Here is a 17,473-nt window from a genome sequence, read left to right on the forward strand (position 1 = left end):
CACCCGGCGATAGGCGCTACGCGCACCCCCACCGAAGCAGCCACAGGCCGCCGCAGGCATCCACCCACTCACCGCACGAGACACGGCCGCTTCCCGTCGAACTCCCACCCCGGAACCAGATACCGCATCCCCACCGCATCGTCCCGCGCCCCCAGCCCCTTCTCCCGGTACAGCTCATGCGCCGCAAGAAGCCGGTCCATATCAACCCGCACCCCCAGCCCCGGAGCATCCGGCACCGCGACCTCCCCACCCACGATCCGAGGCGGAGCGACAGTGAGCCGCTCCAACCCCTCCTGCCAGATCCAGTGCGTATCCAGCGCGTTGTACTCCCCCGGCGCCGCCGCCCCACAGTGCGTCACCATCGCCAGCGAGATGTCGAAGTGGTTGTTCGAGTGACACCCCCACGTCAACCCCATCGCGTTGCACAACTGCGCCACCCGCACCGACCCCCGCATCGTCCAGAAGTGCGGATCAGCCAACGGAATCGACACGGACTGCAGAGCCAACGCATGCGCCATCTCCCGCCAGTCCGTAGCGATCATGTTCGTCGCCGTAGGCAACCCGGTAGCCCGACGAAACTCCGCGAGCACCTCCCGCCCGGAGTAACCCCCCTCCGCCCCACAAGGATCCTCCGCATACGCCAACGTCCCCACCAACGGCCGACACAGCTCAACCGCCTCCCGCAACGACCACGCCCCGTTCGGATCCAGCGTGACCCGCGCCTCGGGAAACCGCTCCTTCAACGCCCGCACCGCCGCGACTTCCTCCACCCCCTCCAGCACACCCCCCTTGAGCTTGAAGTCCCGAAACCCGTACAGCTCGTACGCCGCCTCCGCCTGCCGCACGATCGCCTCCGGCGACAACGCCTCCTCATGCCGCACCCGGTACCACTCCACGTCCGAGTCGGGCTCCCGGACATACTCCAGATCGGTCCGCCCCGGATCACCAACGTAGAAGAGATAGCCCAGCACCCGCACGGAAGACCGCTGCTGCCCGTCCCCCAACAGCGCGGCGACCGGCACATCGAGATGCTGCCCGAGCAGATCGAGCAACGCCGACTCCACCGCCGTCACCGTATGAACCGTGGTCCGCAGATCGAACGTCTGCGCACCCCGCCCACCCGCGTCCCGGTCGGCGAACCGCTCCCCGATCTCCCGCAGCACTCGCTGGTAGTCCCCCACCGTGGCCCCGACTACGAGCGACTCGGCATCCCGCAAGGTCCGCGTGATCTTCTCCCCACCGGGCACCTCCCCCAGCCCGGTACGCCCCTCGGAATCGGTGAGCACGACGACGTTGCGAGTGAAGTACGGCCCGTGCGCACCGGACAGATTGAGCTCCATGCTGTCCCGCCCGGCGACGGGATAGACGGCGAACCCGGTAACGGTCGGCTGGTTGCTGCCCATTGCGATCCAAACCCTCTCATCCATACACAAGTCGACCTACAACCCGAAAACGTCCAACGCCCACTCGACCGCCAGCACACCCCCGAGCCCGAGCACCGCCAGCACCGTCGTATAAGACGTCCGCACCTTGATCGCCTCGACGACGGACAGGTTGAAGTACTCCTTGAACAGCCAGAACCCGGGATCATTGACATGCGAGAACGCGATGGAGCCGCACGCGACGGCCAGCACCATCACCTCCGGATGCACCCCACCCCCCGCCAGCAACGGCAGCGCCACACCTGAGGCCGTGACAACGGCGACCGTCGCCGACCCGAGCGCGATCCGCAGAATGACGGCGACCAGCCAGGCGAGGACGATCGGCGAGACGGACCAGCCGTCGGTGACGTCCTTGATGTAGTCGGAGATGCCGCCCTCGACGAGGACGTTCTTGAAGGCCCCGCCCGCGCCGATCACCAGCAGGATCATCGCCATGGCCTGGGCCGCCGAAGAACAGGAGGCGCCGACCTCGCTCAGGCTCCGCCCGATCCGCGGCCCGAACACCCAGATCGCCAGACACAGGGTCAGCAGCAGGGCGATCGGCGCCGACCCGATGAAGGCGACGACGTGCAGGAACGGACTGTCGCCCGAAGCGGCCATGTCAGTGACAGCCGCGGCCACGATCAGCACCACGGGGAACAGCGCCACGAACAGCGACCACCCGAGCCCCGGCATCTCCTCCTCACTGAACTCGCGCTCACTGACCAGCCCCTTGGGGATGGTGGGCGTCATCCGGGCGACGAACGGAAGACGCGGCCAGGCCAGGGCGATGAGCGCCCCCGCGGGCACGGCGATGAACAGGCCGTAGAACAGCGTCAGTCCGACGGAGGCGTGGAAGGTCGCGGCGACGGCGGTGGGGCCGGGGTGCGGCGGCAGGAAGCTGTGCATGGTGGACAGCGCGATGGACATCGGCAGCCCGACCCACAGCAGCTTCGCGCCGGTGACCCTGACCAGCGTGAACGCGATCGGCACGATGATGACGAACGCGACCTCGTAGAACATGGTCACGCCGATGAGCATGGACGTGACCACCATGGCCACCTGCACCCACCGCGGGCCGAAGGCGTCGAGGAGCTTGCCGGCTATGCGCTGTGCGGCGCCCGAGTCCCCCATCACCCGGCCGACCATGGCACCGAGCCCGATGGTCAGCATGGTGTCGCCGATCTGGTCCCCGATGCCCTCGGAGAGGACGTCCGGGATGGTCGCCACCGGAATGCCACGGACCAGTGCGACACCGACCGCGACCAGCAGCAGCGCCGCGAAGCCGTTCATTCTCAGCCGGGTCATGAGCAGGAGCAGGACCACAACGCTGATCCCGACGACGAGCAGAGGCAAGGCAGTTCCCCTTTGAACTGGTGGGAGCTCTCATCCCTGTATGCAGATGGCGTCCACGTATGCAGATGGAGGCTAAGTGCGTGAACGGGACGGGTCAATGCCCCGGACGATCACAGATTGATGCGGACCTACGATGAGCCCATGCAGGAGAGCAGAGGCGTCCGCGGTGTGAAGTCGGCGGCCAGAACCGTCGCGCTGCTGGAACTGCTCGCCGAGCGGGGCGAGGAACCCTCGCGCCTCGACCAGCTCGCCGAGGACCTGGACGTGCCGCGCAGCAGCATGTACCAACTACTCCAGACGCTCGTCGACTCCGGCTGGGTCCGCACCGACGCCACCGGCTCCCTCTACGGCATCGGGATCCGCGCGCTGCTCACCGGCACCGGGTATCTCGACGGGGACCGCCGCATCCGGGTGGTCCGGCCGTACCTCGACGAGGCGTCGGACGCGCTCGGCGAGACGATCCACATGGCACGGCTCGACGGCCGGGACGTCGTCTATCTCGCCACGCGCGAGTCCCACGAGTACCTGCGCACCATCAGCAGGGTCGGCCGCCGCGTCCCGGCCCACGCCGGCGCACTGGGCAAGGCGCTCCTCGCCGAGCGAGCCGATGACGAACTACCCCTCGGAGACGGCCCGTTGACCGGCCTCACCGCGAACACGCACACCGACCGCGCCGCCCTGCTCGCCGACCTGGCCGGGGTGCGCGAGCGCGGTTACTCCGTCGACCGCGAGGAGACGGTGCCGGGCATCGCGGGCTTCGGCTTCGCTCTGCGCTACGGCACACCGGCGATGGACGCCATCAGCTGCTCGGTCCCGGTGGCCCGGCTGACCCCGGAACACGAGACCCGCATCATCTCCGTGATGAGCGACATCCGCACCAGGATCGAATTCCAACTGCCGCCGGTCTCGGGCGTGGACTGGCGCTAGAACCCACCGCCACCCACACACACGACACACCACACAAAAAAGTGCCGGCCACACGATCGTGACCAGCACCTTCTCCACCGAGCCCGGATCCCGGACTCAGACGTTCACCCAGCCGCCCCGTCCGGCAAAACCCCCGCCCGGAACGGCTCCACCCCTTCCAGCGTCCGCACCCGCGTCGGCTCGATCAGCAGCATCACCCGCCGCTCACCCGGCAGCATCCACGGATACCGGTCCTGCCCGAGGTACTTGCGCGTCAGCCGGTCCATGCCCCGCTCCGCCTCCTCGCCCTCCACGAACCGGACGACCTTCCCCCGGATCTCGGCCCGGTCGTAGGGGTTCTCCGGGTCGTGGTGGGACAGCGAAACGTACGGATTGCGCCGCAGATTCTCCTCCTTCACCCGCCCGATCGAGGTGTTGACCATGACGTACTCGTCTTCGATGTCCGCCCACATGGGCGACACCTGAGGCGCCCCGTCAGCCCCCACCGTCGCGAGATGCCAGAAGTTCGGCGCGAGAAGTCGCTCGCGAATATGCCCGTTGAGCTTGCCGTTCACCTAAGTCACTGCCTTTCCGGACCCATGATCATCGGGCCCGGGGTCATCCCTACCCCCAACCCGCCCCGAGCGACAAGCCGATCTTCGGCCCCGGCCGAACCCACCGGTAGCCGTAGCTTCCTACAATCCGTGATCCTGGCCGAACAGACCGTAGTCACCGCACCCCCGTCCCCCTAGCTTGTGGCGCGTGCGCCGACCTTCAGCCCGTCCGAGCAAGCCCGCCGCCCCTCCCCCTCCACAGTCCGCCCCGACGGCCCCGCCCTTCAACGCCCCGGCTGCCCGCCGTCTGCGCGCGGCGCTCGGCATGACGCCCGAGCACGTCGCTCACGGGATGCGCGTCTCGTACGGGCATCCCCGCGTCACCCCGGACCACGTCGTCGACTGGGAGCGCGGGACCGCGGCCCCGTCCAACTCCGAACTCACCGCCCTCGCCGGAGTGTTGTGGTGCTCCCCCGGCGAGCTCATCGGCAGACCCCGCACCCTGCGCGAGCATCGCATCGCCCGCTGCCTCGCCCCCGAGGACGTGGCGCGGGCCGTGGGACACGAGGTCCACGCCTATCTGCGCATGGAGGAGACCGACACCTGGCGCGGCACGGACCGCCAGTCCGGCGCCCTCGCCGACCTGCTCGGCCTCGGCCTGCCCGACTTCGTCACCGTCACGGGCCGGAACGCCAAGCTCGGCGATCTGCTGCGCAGCGCGGTCAGCACCCGCTGGCAGGCCTACGTACGCCCGGTGGCCAAACTCGTACCCCTGGACCGGCCCTTCCTGGAGGGCGCCCTGCGGGCGCTGCACGAGGACTACCAGGGCCATATGGCCGCCACCCTGAGCTGGGGCGGCGGCAACAGCGACGCGGGCGACACCGCCCGCGACTTCCTGAACCGGATCGTCGACCACTTCTGGACGAGAATCCAGGAGATCCCTGCCTAGAACCTCCAGAACGTCCAGAGCCCCGGAACACCCAGGACGTCTGGAACATCCAGAACGTCTGGAACATCCGAAACGACTAGAAGACCGACTCGGCCTCGTCCATCCGGTCCTTCGGCACCGTCTTCAGCTCGGTCACGGCCTCCGCGAGCGGCACCATCACGATGTCCGTCCCGCGCAGCGCGGTCATCCGGCCGAAGCGGCCCTGGTGCGCCGCCTCCACCGCGTGCCAGCCGAACCGGGTGGCGAGCACCCGGTCGTAGGCGGTCGGTGAGCCGCCGCGCTGGACGTGGCCGAGGATGACCGGCTTGGCCTCCTTGCCGAGCCGCCGCTCCAGCTCATGGGCGAGTGCCGCGCCGATGCCCTGGAAGCGCTCGTGGCCGAACTTGTCGATCGCGCCCTTGCCATAGTCCATGGTGCCGTCCTCGGGGTGGGCGCCCTCGGCGACGGCGATCACCGCGAACTTCTTGCCGCGGGCGAAGCGCTCCTCGACCATCTTGACGAGATCGGCGGGGTCGAACGGACGCTCGGGCAGACAGATGCCGTGCGCACCCGCCGCCATGCCGGACTCCAGCGCGATCCACCCGGCGTGCCGGCCCATGACCTCCACCACCATCACCCGCTGGTGGGACTCGGCGGTCGTCTTCAGACGGTCCATCGCCTCGGTGGCGACCCCCACGGCCGTGTCGAAGCCGAAGGTGCGGTCCGTGGAGGAGATGTCGTTGTCGATCGTCTTCGGGACGCCCACGACGGGCAGGCCCGCGTCGGACAGCATCCGGGCCGCCGTCAGTGTGCCCTCGCCGCCGATCGGGATCAGCGCGTCGATGCCGAACTCGTGGATCATGTCGGAGGCGTTCTCGCAGGCCTCGCGCAGCCGGTCGCGCTCCAGCCTGGACGATCCCAGGATGGTGCCGCCGCGGGCCAGGATGCCGCTGACGGCGTTGAGGTCGAGGGCGCGGTAGCGGCCGTCCAGCAGGCCCGAGTAGCCGTCCTCGAAGCCGATGACCTCGTCGCCGTAGTTGTCGACCGCCCGGTGCACGACCGACCGGATCACGGCGTTCAGGCCGGGGCAGTCGCCGCCTGCGGTGAGAACTCCGATACGCATCGTGCTGTGTCTCCTGCTCGCTGTTGACACCGGTGAGCTTCTGCCGATTGTTTCACGCTCCCCAGCCGGGTGGGGTACCCGCCTCTGACGGGCGCCTTATCCATCGGCGGAGGTATTGTCAAGGCGGTTCCGCTCACCCCGATGGGCGATTTTTCGACGTCCGCAGAGATTCGACGTCCCACAGAGACATCCCGAACAGAGACATGCCACTGAGACGAAACGGAGAGCGCGCGTGACCCGCAGCGTGTACGTGACCGGCATCGACCGCGGCGACGGACGCCAGGTCGTCGAACTGGGGGTCATGGAGCTCCTCACCCGGCAGGTGGACCGGGTCGGTGTCTTCCGCCCCCTCGTCCACGACGGGCCCGACCGCCTCTTCGAGCTGCTGCGCGCCCGCTACCGGCTCGCCCAGGACGCGTCGACCGTCTACGGCATGGACTACCAGGAGGCGTCCGCCCTGCAGGCCGAGGCCGGCACGGACGAGCTGGTGTCCACGCTGGTGGAACGGTTCCACCTGGTCGCCCGCGAGTACGACGTGGTCCTGGTCCTCGGCACCGACTTCGCCGACACCCAGCTCCCCGACGAGCTGTCGCTGAACGCCCGGCTGGCGAACGAGTTCGGAGCCTCCGTGATCCCGGTCGTCGGCGGCCGCAAGCAGACCGTCGAGTCGGTGCTCGCCGAGACGCGCAACGCCTACCGGGCCTACGACACACTCGGCTGCGACGTCCTCGCCATGGTCACCAACCGGGTGGCCCGCGAGGACCGCGACGAGATCGCCCGCCGGCTCGACTCCCGGCTCCCCGCACCTTGTTACGTCCTGCCCGACGAGCCCGCGCTGTCCGCCCCGACCGTCTCGCAGATCAGCCACGCGCTCGGCGGCAGGGTGGTCCTCGGCGACGACTCGGGGCTCGCCCGGGACGTGCTGGGCTTCGTCTTCGGCGGCGCGATGCTGCCGAACTTCCTGGGCGCCCTGACCCCGGGCTGCCTCGTCGTCACCCCGGGCGACCGGGCCGACCTGGTCGTCGGCGCGCTCGCCGCGCACAGCGCCGGCACCCCGCCGATAGCCGGGGTGCTGCTCACCCTGGACGAGGTGCCCGGCCCCGACATCCTCACCCTCGCCGACCGCCTCGCGCCGGGCACCCCGGTGCTGTCGGTGGCGGGCACCAGCTTCCCCACCGCCGAGCAGCTCTTCTCCCTGGAGGGGAAGCTGAACGCGGCCACCCCGCGCAAGGCCGAGCGGGCACTGGGCCTGTTCGAGCGGTTCACCGACACCGCTGAGCTCACGCGCCGGGTCTCCGCGCCCAGCAGCGACCGCGTCACACCGATGATGTTCGAGCACAAGCTGCTGGAGCAGGCCCGCTCCGACCTGCGCCGTGTGGTGCTGCCCGAGGGCACCGAGGAGCGGGTGCTGCACGCCGCCGAGGTGCTGCTGCGCCGGGGCGTGTGCGAGCTGACCCTGCTGGGCCCGGTCGACCGGATCCGCAAGAAGGCCGCCGACCTGGGCATCGACCTCGGCGAGTCCCAGCTGATCGACCCGGCCGCCTCCGACCTGCGCGACGCCTTCGCCGAGAAGTACGCGGCCCTGCGCGCCCACCGGGGCGTCACCGTGGAGCTGGCGTACGACGTGGTCTCCGACGTGAACTACTTCGGCACGCTGATGGTCCAGGAGGGCCTCGCCGACGGCATGGTCTCGGGCTCGGTGCACTCCACGGCCGCGACCATCCGCCCGGCCTTCGAGATCATCAAGACCAAGCCGGACGCGGACATCGTCTCGTCGGTGTTCTTCATGTGCCTGGCGGACAAGGTCCTCGTCTACGGCGACTGCGCGGTCAACCCCGACCCGAACGCCGAGCAGCTCGCGGACATCGCCATGCAGTCGGCGACGACGGCGGAGCAGTTCGGTGTGGAGCCGCGCATCGCGATGCTGTCGTACTCCACCGGCACTTCCGGCTCCGGCGCGGACGTGGACAAGGTCCGCGAGGCCACCGAGCTGGTCCGCTCCCGCCGGCCCGACCTGAAGATCGAGGGCCCGATCCAGTACGACGCCGCCGTGGAGCCGTCGGTCGCGGCGACCAAGCTGCCCGGCTCCGAGGTCGCCGGGCAGGCGACCGTGCTGATCTTCCCCGACCTGAACACCGGCAACAACACCTACAAGGCCGTGCAGCGCTCGGCCGGCGCGATCGCCGTCGGCCCGGTGCTCCAGGGCCTGCGCAAGCCGGTCAACGACCTGTCCCGGGGCGCTCTCGTCCAGGACATCGTCAACACCGTCGCCATCACGGCGATACAGGCCCAGCCCCCGTCCCCGGCCCCGTCCCCGAGTGAGAAGGCAACCGCCCAGTGAGCCCGTCCCGTGTCCTCGTCCTCAACTCCGGCTCCTCGTCGCTGAAGTACCAGCTGCTCGACATGGGCGACAGCAGCCGGCTGGCGGTGGGGCTCGTCGAACGCATCGGCGAGCAGACCTCCCGGCTCAAGCACACCCCGGCGGGCGGCGAGAGCCGCGAGCGGGGCGGCGCGATCGCCGATCACGACGCCGCGCTGAAGGCCGTGGCCGAGGAGCTCGCCAAGGACGGCCTCGGTCTGGACTCGCCCGAACTGGCCGCGATCGGCCACCGCGTGGTGCACGGCGGGAAGTCCTTCACCGAGCCGACCGTCGTCGACGACGCCGTGCTCGCCGAGATCGAGCGGCTCATCCCGGTGGCCCCGCTGCACAACCCGGCCAACCTCACGGGCATCCGCACGGCCCAGGCGCTGCGGCCCGATCTGCCGCAGGTCGCCGTGTTCGACACCGCGTTCCACACGACCATGCCGGAGTCGGCCGCCCGCTACGCGATCGACGTGAAGACGGCCGACGAGCACCGCGTGCGGCGCTACGGCTTCCACGGCACCTCGCACGCCTACGTCTCCCGGGCCACCGCCGGGCTGCTGGGCAAGGACCCCGCCGAGACGAACGTGATCGTGCTGCACCTGGGCAACGGGGCGTCCGCCTCGGCCGTTCGGGGCGGCAAGTGTGTGGACACCTCCATGGGGCTGACGCCTTTGGAGGGGCTCGTGATGGGTACGCGCTCGGGAGACATGGACCCGGCCGTCATCTTCCATTTGATGCGTGTTGGTGGAATGTCCGCGGACGAGATCGACACTCTTCTCAACAAGAAGAGCGGTCTGATCGGTCTGTGCGGCGACAACGACATGCGGGAGATCCGCCGTCGCGTCGACGAAGGCGACGAGCAGGCGGAGCTGGCCTTCGACATCTACATTCACCGCCTGAAGAAGTACATCGGTGCCTATTACGCCGTGCTCGGACGGGTGGACGCGGTGGCCTTCACCGCCGGTGTCGGCGAGAACGCGGCGCCCGTACGGGAGGCCGCCCTGGCCGGCCTGGAGGAGCTGGGCCTGGTGGTGGACGGCGAGCGCAACGCCGTACGCGGCGACGAGGCGCGGCTGATCTCGCCCGAGGGCTCCCGGGTGGCGGTGGCGGTGGTACCTACTGACGAGGAATTGGAGATCGCGACGCAGACCTACGCGCTGGTAATTGGTTCGGGGAATCACACCTGAGCGGCATCCCGCCCTTTTGTATTTTCCGCCAGACGGAATATTCCGTTGCGAAACAAACCGATAGGATCGCCCCCATGCGCCGTTCGAAAATCGTCTGTACTCTCGGCCCCGCGGTCGACTCCCACGAGCAGCTTGTCGCGTTGATCGAAGCCGGTATGAACGTGGCCCGCTTCAACTTCAGCCACGGCTCGCACGCCGAGCACCAGGGCCGGTACGACCGGGTCCGTGCCGCCGCCAAGGAGACCGGCCGGGCCATCGGTGTCCTCGCCGACCTCCAGGGCCCGAAGATCCGTCTGGAGACCTTCGCAGAAGGCCCCGTGGAGCTGGTGCGCGGTGACGAGTTCACCATCACCACCGAGGACGTCCCGGGCGACAAGACGATCTGCGGGACGACCTACAAGGGCCTGCCCGGCGACGTGACCAAGGGCGACCAGGTCCTGATCAACGACGGCAACGTCGAACTGAAGGTCACCGAGGTCGAAGGCCCCCGGGTGAAGACGATCGTCATCGAGGGCGGCGTCATCTCCGACCACAAGGGCATCAACCTGCCCGGCGCGGCCGTCAACGTGCCCGCGCTGAGCGAGAAGGACATCGAGGACCTCCGCTTCGCGCTGCGCATGGGCTGCGACCTGGTCGCGCTGTCCTTCGTCCGCGACGCCAAGGACGTCCAGGACGTGCACCGCGTCATGGACGAGGAGGGCCGCCGCGTCCCCGTCGTCGCCAAGGTGGAGAAGCCGCAGGCGGTGCAGAACATGGAGGACGTCGTGATGGCGTTCGACGGTGTGATGGTCGCCCGCGGTGACCTCGCCGTCGAGTATCCGCTCGAGAAGGTCCCCATGGTGCAGAAGCGCCTGATCGAGCTGTGCCGGCGCAACGCCAAGCCGGTGATCGTGGCGACCCAGATGATGGAGTCGATGATCACCAACTCCCGTCCGACCCGCGCCGAGGCCTCCGACGTGGCCAACGCGATCCTGGACGGCGCCGACGCGGTCATGCTGTCGGCGGAGTCCTCCGTCGGCGCCTACCCGATCGAGACGGTCAAGACGATGTCGAAGATCGTCACCGCCGCCGAGCAGGAGCTGCTCTCCAAGGGCCTGCAGCCGCTCGTCCCGGGCAAGAAGCCCCGCACCCAGGGCGGCTCGGTGGCCCGTGCCGCCTGCGAGATCGCCGACTTCCTCGGCGGCCGGGGCCTGGTGGCCTTCACCCAGTCCGGCGACACCGCCCGCCGCCTGTCCCGCTACCGCGCCCAGCAGCCGATCATCGCCTTCACCACCGACGAGGGCACCCGCAACCAAATGGCCCTCAGCTGGGGCGTCGAGCCGTACGTCGTGCCGTTCGTGAACAGCACCGACGAGATGGTCGACCTGGTGGAGCAGGAGCTGGTCAAGCTCAACCGCTTCAACGACGGCGACATCGTGGTCATCACCGCCGGCTCACCCCCCGGCGTCCCCGGCACCACCAACATGGTCCGCGTCCACCACCTGGGCGAAGCCAAGTCCTGACCCACAAGGGCCACACAGGCCCCTGAACGGCCCCGAGGGCGCCCCCTGCGATCCAGGGGGCGCCCTCGTCTCGTAGGACGCGACTGTGCCCCGCCGGGTCGAACCCGGCGGGGCACAGTCTGTTGCGGCTCCCGGAGAGGCCTCTGAGGCGGTGTCAGTCGGTGATGTACTGGTGCAGCCCCGGCACGGTCAGCGTGCCGCCGAACTGGCCGGCCTGGACGACCTTCACGTTGGTGAAGTAGATCTCCGGCAGGTTCAGGGGCGGCGGGTGCTCGGGGTCGAACGTGAGCGGGACCAGCCCGAGCAGGTTGCCCGAGATCTTCTCCGTGTACATCACCGTCTTGCCGTCGGTGATCGTGGACGTCGACCCCTTGGCCGCCTGGACGTGGTGGGTCTTGCCGGACTGCTTGTCCGTGACGAGCTGGTGCAGATCCCCGATCTCGGTGCCCTTGGAGATGACGAACTTCAGGACCTTCTTGGTGGCACCGCTCGCTGTCTTCACCTGCACGATGCCCTGGTAGTCGGCGCCGTGCAGCTTCAGCGAGCTGGCCTCCAGGCGCCAGGGCTCGTCGGGCACGAGGAGTTCGTTGTCGACGCCGCCCTCGGCGTCCGTGGCGGCCGGGCAGTCCTCGGGGTCCACCGAGGGGCTCTCGGACGGGCTGGGGGAGGCGGTGGCCTTCCCTGCCGCGTCCTCGGCCTTCTCGGCCGCCTTCTCGACGGCGTCGGTCGTGCCCTCGGCTGCCTTGGACGCCGTGTCCGTCGTGTCCTTGACGGTGTCCTCGACCGTGTCGGTCGTCTTCTCGACGGCGTCGGACGCGCTGTCCTTGCTCGTGTCCGAGGCCTTGTCGGTGTCCTCGGAGGGCGAGGCGGACGCGGAGGGCGTGGCGCTCGGGCTCTCCGTGGACTTGCCGCCCTTGAAGATGCCGCCGATCGCCTCGCCGATGTCCTCGAGGACGTTGCCGCCACCCTCGGACTCCGACGGGCTGGGCGTGGCCTCGGATGCCGAAGGGGTCGGGGTGGGCTCGGTCTTGTCGCCCGTGTCGTCGGAACCTGAATCCGACGAGGAGGAACCGCCCTTGCCCGTGTTGCTCGACGGGGACGGCGCCGGTGCGGTGTCGCCCTTGTCGTCCGTCTCGCCATTGCTCGCCGACGGAGACGGTGTGGGCGAGGCCGGGTCGTCCCCCTTGGGCTCCTTCTCGGAGCCCTCCATGGACGCCACACAGTCCTTGTACTCGTCGGCCGTCAGGCTCTTCGCCGAGGGCGTCGCCGGGGTCTTGCTGTCGGCGATCGCGAGCGTCGATGTGAAGCCCATCCCCATGAGAACCGCGGTCGGCATCGCGGCCATGGCTATCGCCTTGCCGCCCGGCATCTGGAACCGGGTGAAGAGCGGCTTCTTGGGTGCCGCGTGGCGCGGCCCGGTTCTCACACGGGACGCTTCCGCATCATCCCTGTGAGTCACGTCGTCAGCCGGCACTGCGCCTCCCGTTCGCCCCGTTCGCCGGGCTCGTTCCTGACAGATCGTTCGGCTCGCCCGCCACGGGCCTGAGAATCGTGGTGTCGGAGTCAGCGACACCCGCGGGTGCGCCCCCTCCGCCTACCGCGACCTGCTGCGCCGGCTGTGCGTCGGTGTCCCCGCCTGGCGCCCACGCCACAGCCATCGCGCCGCCGACGAGGGTGAACAGGAAACCGACGACGAAACCGCCGAAGTTGGACACCGGAATGGACACCAGGCCCAGCAGAATCGCCGCGACGCCCGCGAAGGTCCGGATGTGCTTCTGGAACCACAGACTGATGCCCAGCACAACGAGCAGCACACCGATGATCAGGGAGCCGGCGCCCGCGGTGGTCGCCATCGCCAGGGTCAGGTGGCCGATCTGAAGGTTCGCGTACGGGAAGTACATGATCGGAAAGCCACCGATCATGATGAACAGGCCGGCCCAGAACGGCCTAGTGCCCCGCCAGGCGCGGAACTGCAGCCTCCGGCGGGCGAACTGACCGGGCGCGGCAGAGATCTCGGCGCTCATGGAAAACAGCTCCCTGGTGCGGCGTTGCTGTGGTGAGGGTGGTACTGCGATGAGGGGTTGAGGGTGAAGAGGCGGCCGAAGCCCCGACGGGCGGGGCGCCATCGGCCCCCCGCCCGCCACGGAGTGCTCAGTAGCACTCGACGCCGGCACCCTTGCCCTTGTGCAGCGACATGTGCAGACCGCTCAGCTTGAAGGTTCCGGCAGTGGTCGCCCACGCCGTCTGCTTCACGTTCTTCAGCGTCGCAGACTCCGCCTGCTGACCGAAGCCGTTCGGGTTGGCCTGTTCCTTGCCACCCTTCATGCCGGGGCCGGGGCCGTTCTTCATGTCCCCGGCCGCTACACCGATGTCGATGTTGCGGAACTCGGCATCCGCCTGAAGGTCCTCGACGTCGATGTACAGGTTCTTGGCATAGACCTGCTTCTTCTGGTCGCTGCTGTCACCTGCCTCCAGCCTCAGAGTGATGTCCCCGACGAAAGGCACACTCGGGGTGACAACGGACTGGCACATCTTCTCGATGTAGGCCGACTCGAATGCCGAGACCGCCACCGCGTGCCCCGTCTTCTCGCCGGAGAGAGTAGTCCCCTGGTCGACGGCCCCGTACTGGGAGAAGCCCGTACCGTTGAGCTCCTTCGCCGTGACCTTGAACGACTGCCCCGACACACTGAACGACGCGGCGAGTGCACCCTGCGCGAGGGCGACACCTATCACAGCCGTGGCGGCGACGCTGGGCACCATCACCACAGCGAACCGCTTCCATCTCGTCCCGCCACGCACCTGGGACTCCATATTTCCTCCTTCTCGGACGTACATCTCCTGCCCTGGCTCGCCCCGAATGGCGGCTCAGCCGGGCAGGGATGGGAGAAGTGCTACGTCCTCGGGAAGGAGAGCGCCTGCACTCGGCGGCGCAACTCGCGCCCGAATCACCGGCGATCACCCCCGAGCGACAACCACTGGTCGCGCCTGACACGCATCACGCACAACCCTGCTGGACAGGCTTCGCCGGGTGGGCGAAGACCCCCCTGTCCAAGAGCCGGCGCCACTGCCGCCGGCTCTGCTCGGTGGGGACCCTGGATGTCCCGCGACCCAACCGGCTGCCGGGGTACGGGAATGGACCGAGCGTGGCCGATCGTGGTGCATTCTCGCCGCCCGCACAAGGGGGTTCGTTACTGGCTAGTAACGGCCGTATAACCGAACAACGACCCATCGGTCTCGGCCGACGACGCAGGGTGGTCCTCACCTGCGGTACAAAGCTGTTGATCAATGGACAGAAACCGACAGATCAACGCCCGTGACTTACTCGCAGTAACAGCGGCCGCGATTACCAAGTTTTGGTAAAGCGCGGCCGCGGTGACGTTCCGTGGGCAAATCTTTCACGTGGGCACCACAAGCCCGCGTGTTTAACGACTGGTCAGAACAGGGCGCGTGCCAGGGCCCTGCGCGCCGCGATCACCCGCGGATCCTCGGGCCCGACCACCTCGAACAGCTCCAGCAGCCGCATCCGCACGGTGTCCCGGTCGTCACCCACCGTGCGCGCCACGGTCTCGATCAGACGGCCGAAAGCGTCCTCGACATGGCCGCCCACCAGATCCAGGTCGGCCGCGGCGATCTGCGCCCGCACATCGGCCGGCTTGTCGGCCGCGTCCTTGCGCACCTGCTGCGGGTCGACGCCCTGCACCCGCTGGAGCAACTCGGCCTGGGCGAGACCCAGTTTGGCCTCTTCGTTGCCCGGGTCCTCGTTCAGTACGTTCTTGTACGCCTGGATCGCACCGCTCAGATCACCCGAGTCCAGCGCCTGTACGGCGGCCTCGAGGACCGCGTCGTGCGGACCGGCCGGACGCTCGGGAGTCTCCGGGGCACCGCCCGCCTCGGCGTCGGGGTCGACAGTGAGACCCGTCAGGCCGAAGCGCTGCTCGGCGACCTGCACGAGCTGGTCCAGGGTTCCCCGGATCTGCTCCTCGCCCGCGGCCCCCTGGAAGAGCGGCAGCGCCTGCCCCGCGACGACCGCGAACACCGCGGGGATCCCCTGGATGCCGAACTGCTGCATCAGCATCTGGTTGGCGTCGACGTCGATCTTGGCGAGCAGGAAACGGCCGTTGTACTCGACGGCCAGCCGCTCCAGGACCGGGCTCAGCTGCTTGCAGGGCTGACACCACTCGGCCCAGAAGTCGATGACGACGGGCACTTCGGCGGACCGCTGCAGGACGTCGGTCTCGAATCCCGCCTCATCGACGTCGATGACGAGGTCGGCCGGGGAGATCGCCCCCGCACCGCCCTCCCGGGCGGTCTGGGCACGCGCCTGCTCCGCCTTCGCCTTGGCCTCCTGGGCCGCCTTCACCGCGGCGAGGTCGACGACTCCGCTCATGGACATGTTCCGTGGCTGCATGCGTCTATCCTCCCCCGTACTGCGCGCGCGTGTGAAAAACGGTGTGAAAGCCGGGCCGGTCGGGTCCCGTTCGGCGCCGGGTCCCCACCCCACGCCAAGTCGCCGAAGCCCGTGTACGTCCATCACGGGCTTTCGCTACGAGACGTAGCGTAATGGCACGCCGTGCCGCCGGACCACCACCCCCCGGTGATCTCCCTCACGGCCACACAGGAACCGCCCGTTATGGTCATGGCATGCAGAGCCGCAGCCCAGCCAGCCGCACCGGGCGCCCGCGCAGCGCCGCGGCGGACGCCGCGATCCTGGCCGCCACCCGGGCGGCCCTGGTGGAACTGGGCTGGTCCAAACTCACCCTGGGAGACGTCGCAACCCGCGCCGGGGTTGCAAAAACAACCCTCTATCGCCGCTGGGCGGGCAAGAACGAACTGGTCGTCGACGCGGTGGCGGAACTCTTCGACGAACTGGAGCTGCCGGACAGCGGCTCACTGGCCGCGGACATCGAGGGCGTCGTCCTCCAGTTCGCCACGATTCTGGCCCGCCCTGAGGCGCGGAGCGGACTGATGGCGGTGGTCGCGGAGTCGACGAGAGACGACGCCCTTCGGGAACGTATCCGCGAGTCGATCGTGAACCGCCAGAAGCGCCTGGTCGTGGAGGGCCGGACCAGAGCACAGGCCCGTGGCGAGCTACCCCCGGAGACAGACCCGTCGGAGTCGGCCCGCACGGTGGACCTGATCTTCGACGTAATCGCGGGCGCTGTCGTACATCGGGCCTTGGTGAGCGCCGAGCCCGTCGACGCGACGTGGGCGTGGAGTCTCACCGCACTCCTGCTCAACGGCCTGGCGGCAGCGGCGGCAGTCTGACGCCCGCTCGCGGCTCATTGGGTGGAGCGGAGAGGGATGGTGACCTCTCTCGTTGCCATGCGGCCGGCCGACGGAGGGCCTGTCCCGTGTGGGTTGGGGACCGGGTGGAGCGGAGGGGTAGCCCCTCCGCTCCGGCGGCCTCATTCAGCAGACGGTTGCGTGGCAGGCGAGCTGCGCGCACCCGTCCGCATGCGACGGTCACGCCTGGTGATTGAGGTCCTTTGTCACCAGGGACCGTGCGTGGCCGAAACGGCTTCCGAGCTCGACGAACATGTCGCGGCTCTTTGCATCGACAGCCACGTAGTTCGCCTTTAGCGCGCGCAGGACCATCCGGTACCCGAGGTCCGCGCAGGCCCGGACGGTTACCAGCTCAAGGGCTGGAACAAGACCCGGCAGGGAGAGCGGATAGATCCGGTTCTCGACGGCGCCCGTGAGGTCATGGTCGATCCGTCCGATGGCCTGGAGAACGTCCCGTCGTAGTCGCTCGTCTGTTTCAGGGGCGGCGGGTGGGGAGATGAACGCAGGGTCGTTGCGGCGTTCGGCTGTGAGCCATGCCTGTTCCATCTTCCACAGCCAGGTGCGGGTGCTTATGCCGTCCTTGGCCGGGTCAAAGACATGGTCCGTCGCACCCAGCCACACCGTGCGGATCGTCGCGTCAGGCAGCGAGGACTCCATCAGACGCCGCACGTCTTGTCCCAGCCGTACCGCCGCCGGTTGAGACAGGACCGCCACTGCCCTCTCCGCGACACAGAGCATCGCTTCGACAGGCCCTCGCTCGGCAAGGCAGTCGAGTTCTTCCACAGGGAGGTCCTCCAAGTCGTCGCACTCGGCGGCCACCCAGGACAACCCAGTCTCTTCCGTCATGG

Annotated in this window: 15 protein-coding genes; 6 read left to right on the top strand and 9 right to left on the bottom strand. The window is 68.8% G+C overall.

Going from position 1 to position 17,473, the window contains the following annotated elements:
* Window positions 1–68 precede the first annotated feature (68 nt).
* Together NNW99_RS10675 and NNW99_RS10680 are read right to left on the bottom strand one after the other, a co-directional pair.
* Entirely contained in the window at window positions 69–1,403 is a 1,335-nt protein-coding gene (locus NNW99_RS10675) for an enolase C-terminal domain-like protein (protein ID WP_215118465.1), read from the bottom strand.
* Window positions 1,404–1,439: 36 nt separating this feature from the next.
* Entirely contained in the window at window positions 1,440–2,777 is a 1,338-nt protein-coding gene (locus NNW99_RS10680) for a gluconate:H+ symporter (protein WP_215118466.1), read from the bottom strand.
* A gap of 141 nt (window positions 2,778–2,918) precedes the next feature.
* Between NNW99_RS10680 and NNW99_RS10685 the strand changes: the two genes are divergently transcribed.
* Window positions 2,919–3,704 carry an IclR family transcriptional regulator gene (locus NNW99_RS10685; RefSeq protein WP_215118467.1) on the top strand — a complete coding sequence of 262 codons (786 nt, stop codon included), beginning with the start codon at window positions 2,919–2,921 and terminating at the stop codon, window positions 3,702–3,704.
* Window positions 3,705–3,808: 104 nt separating this feature from the next.
* On the opposite strand, the gene NNW99_RS10690 is transcribed toward NNW99_RS10685, so the two are convergent.
* Window positions 3,809–4,258 carry a PPOX class F420-dependent oxidoreductase gene (locus NNW99_RS10690; protein WP_215118468.1) on the bottom strand — a complete coding sequence of 150 codons (450 nt, stop codon included), beginning with the start codon at window positions 4,256–4,258 and terminating at the stop codon, window positions 3,809–3,811.
* A gap of 187 nt (window positions 4,259–4,445) precedes the next feature.
* Here NNW99_RS10690 and NNW99_RS10695 point away from each other — a divergent pair, with 187 nt between their 5' ends.
* The gene (locus NNW99_RS10695; RefSeq protein WP_215118469.1) at window positions 4,446–5,186 is read left to right on the top strand and encodes a helix-turn-helix transcriptional regulator; all 741 of its coding nucleotides are present in this window, start codon (window positions 4,446–4,448) and stop codon (window positions 5,184–5,186) included.
* A gap of 76 nt (window positions 5,187–5,262) precedes the next feature.
* Here NNW99_RS10695 and NNW99_RS10700 read toward each other — a convergent pair whose 3' ends face one another.
* Window positions 5,263–6,288 carry an ATP-dependent 6-phosphofructokinase gene (locus NNW99_RS10700; protein WP_215118470.1) on the bottom strand — a complete coding sequence of 342 codons (1,026 nt, stop codon included), beginning with the start codon at window positions 6,286–6,288 and terminating at the stop codon, window positions 5,263–5,265.
* A 232-nt stretch (window positions 6,289–6,520) separates the two neighbouring features.
* Between NNW99_RS10700 and pta the strand changes: the two genes are divergently transcribed.
* The 3 genes from pta to pyk all read left to right on the top strand — a co-directional run bounded on the left by pta (window position 6,521) and on the right by pyk (window position 11,342).
* On the top strand, window positions 6,521–8,629 hold the full coding sequence (gene pta / locus NNW99_RS10705) for a phosphate acetyltransferase (protein ID WP_215118471.1): 2,109 nt from the start codon (window positions 6,521–6,523) through the stop codon (window positions 8,627–8,629).
* Window positions 8,626–9,840 (top strand): acetate kinase, encoded by a 1,215-nt coding sequence (locus NNW99_RS10710; RefSeq protein WP_215118472.1) that lies wholly within the window; start codon window positions 8,626–8,628, stop codon window positions 9,838–9,840. The genes pta and NNW99_RS10710 overlap by 4 nt, the downstream gene beginning before the upstream one ends.
* Window positions 9,841–9,914: 74 nt before the next feature.
* Window positions 9,915–11,342 carry a pyruvate kinase gene (gene pyk, locus NNW99_RS10715; RefSeq protein WP_215118473.1) on the top strand — a complete coding sequence of 476 codons (1,428 nt, stop codon included), beginning with the start codon at window positions 9,915–9,917 and terminating at the stop codon, window positions 11,340–11,342.
* Between the two features lie 154 nt (window positions 11,343–11,496).
* Here pyk and NNW99_RS10720 read toward each other — a convergent pair whose 3' ends face one another.
* The 4 genes from NNW99_RS10720 to NNW99_RS10735 all read right to left on the bottom strand — a co-directional run bounded on the left by NNW99_RS10720 (window position 11,497) and on the right by NNW99_RS10735 (window position 15,750).
* Window positions 11,497–12,816, bottom strand: coding sequence for a hypothetical protein (locus tag NNW99_RS10720; protein ID WP_215118474.1), 1,320 nt, complete (start codon window positions 12,814–12,816; stop codon window positions 11,497–11,499).
* A complete protein-coding gene (locus tag NNW99_RS10725) occupies window positions 12,806–13,366 on the bottom strand; it encodes a DUF6114 domain-containing protein (protein ID WP_215118475.1) in 561 nt (186 codons plus the stop codon). Before NNW99_RS10725 ends, NNW99_RS10720 begins: the two co-directional genes overlap by 11 nt.
* A 127-nt stretch (window positions 13,367–13,493) precedes the next feature.
* Window positions 13,494–14,153, bottom strand: coding sequence for a DUF6230 family protein (locus tag NNW99_RS10730; protein ID WP_215118476.1), 660 nt, complete (start codon window positions 14,151–14,153; stop codon window positions 13,494–13,496).
* A 622-nt stretch (window positions 14,154–14,775) separates the two neighbouring features.
* Entirely contained in the window at window positions 14,776–15,750 is a 975-nt protein-coding gene (locus NNW99_RS10735) for a tetratricopeptide repeat protein (protein ID WP_215118477.1), read from the bottom strand.
* A 233-nt stretch (window positions 15,751–15,983) separates the two neighbouring features.
* Here NNW99_RS10735 and NNW99_RS10740 point away from each other — a divergent pair, with 233 nt between their 5' ends.
* Window positions 15,984–16,607: a TetR/AcrR family transcriptional regulator gene (locus NNW99_RS10740; RefSeq protein ID WP_215118478.1), complete on the top strand. Its 624-nt coding sequence runs from the start codon at window positions 15,984–15,986 to the stop codon at window positions 16,605–16,607.
* A gap of 198 nt (window positions 16,608–16,805) precedes the next feature.
* Here the strand turns inward: NNW99_RS10740 and NNW99_RS10745 are convergent, their stop codons facing one another.
* Complete coding sequence (locus tag NNW99_RS10745) at window positions 16,806–17,471, bottom strand: hypothetical protein (protein ID WP_215118479.1); 666 nt, start codon at window positions 17,469–17,471, stop codon at window positions 16,806–16,808.
* Window positions 17,472–17,473 lie beyond the last annotated feature (2 nt).

Source organism: Streptomyces sp. CRCS-T-1, assembly GCF_024442335.1.
Classification (GTDB): domain Bacteria; phylum Actinomycetota; class Actinomycetes; order Streptomycetales; family Streptomycetaceae; genus Streptomyces; species Streptomyces koelreuteriae.